1 pseudogene is annotated in these 492 nt (G+C 47.4%); it reads left to right on the top strand.

Annotated features, from left to right (window positions below):
• Positions 1-102, top strand: a pseudogene (locus tag DVK01_RS22740) (site-specific integrase); the annotation flags it as partial.
• Between the last annotated feature and the right edge of the window lie 390 nt (positions 103-492).

Raw genomic sequence — 492 nt, 5'->3', positions numbered from 1 at the left:
GACAACTCTGAAGAAATAGTTCGAGAACGCTATTCCCATATAGAGGCCGGAGAGTTGGGTGACGTTGCCACTGAGGGGCTAAAAGAAATAGATGGTCTGTGAGAGTTACGCATATTTATTTTGCTACTTAAATCTGGGTCAGAGACCGTCTGTGCTGTCATTCTGAATTAGAACTGGACTTGATTACTACACCTTCGGTTTGTAGTGAGCCAGGGTGAAGTCTTCGTGAGTATCTTGAATACCTTCTGATGCGATGACCTTCGACCGCGCTCCGCTCAACAGCTTGACCTCGGCCAGTTAGGGGATGCTTTGCTCGAGAAATGAGGGGGCTCGGTCAAGACAGATCAAGAGACGTCGCAGCAGCATCCACAACCGTAGGTAAACAAATTTCACTGAAAAATACACAAATGTTCAATAATACAATCCTGTTCGGCCTTGCACATATTGTGGCGGGCATCACACTCACTGCGGGGTCGTTTAAACTGGCAGAGC

It is taken from the genome of Haloarcula sp. Atlit-120R (assembly GCF_003665885.1).
In the GTDB taxonomy this organism is placed as follows: Archaea; Halobacteriota; Halobacteria; order Halobacteriales; family Haloarculaceae; genus Haloarcula; species Haloarcula taiwanensis.
Note: the sequence above shows the minus strand (reverse complement) of the source record. Positions and strands in the feature narration are given on the sequence as shown.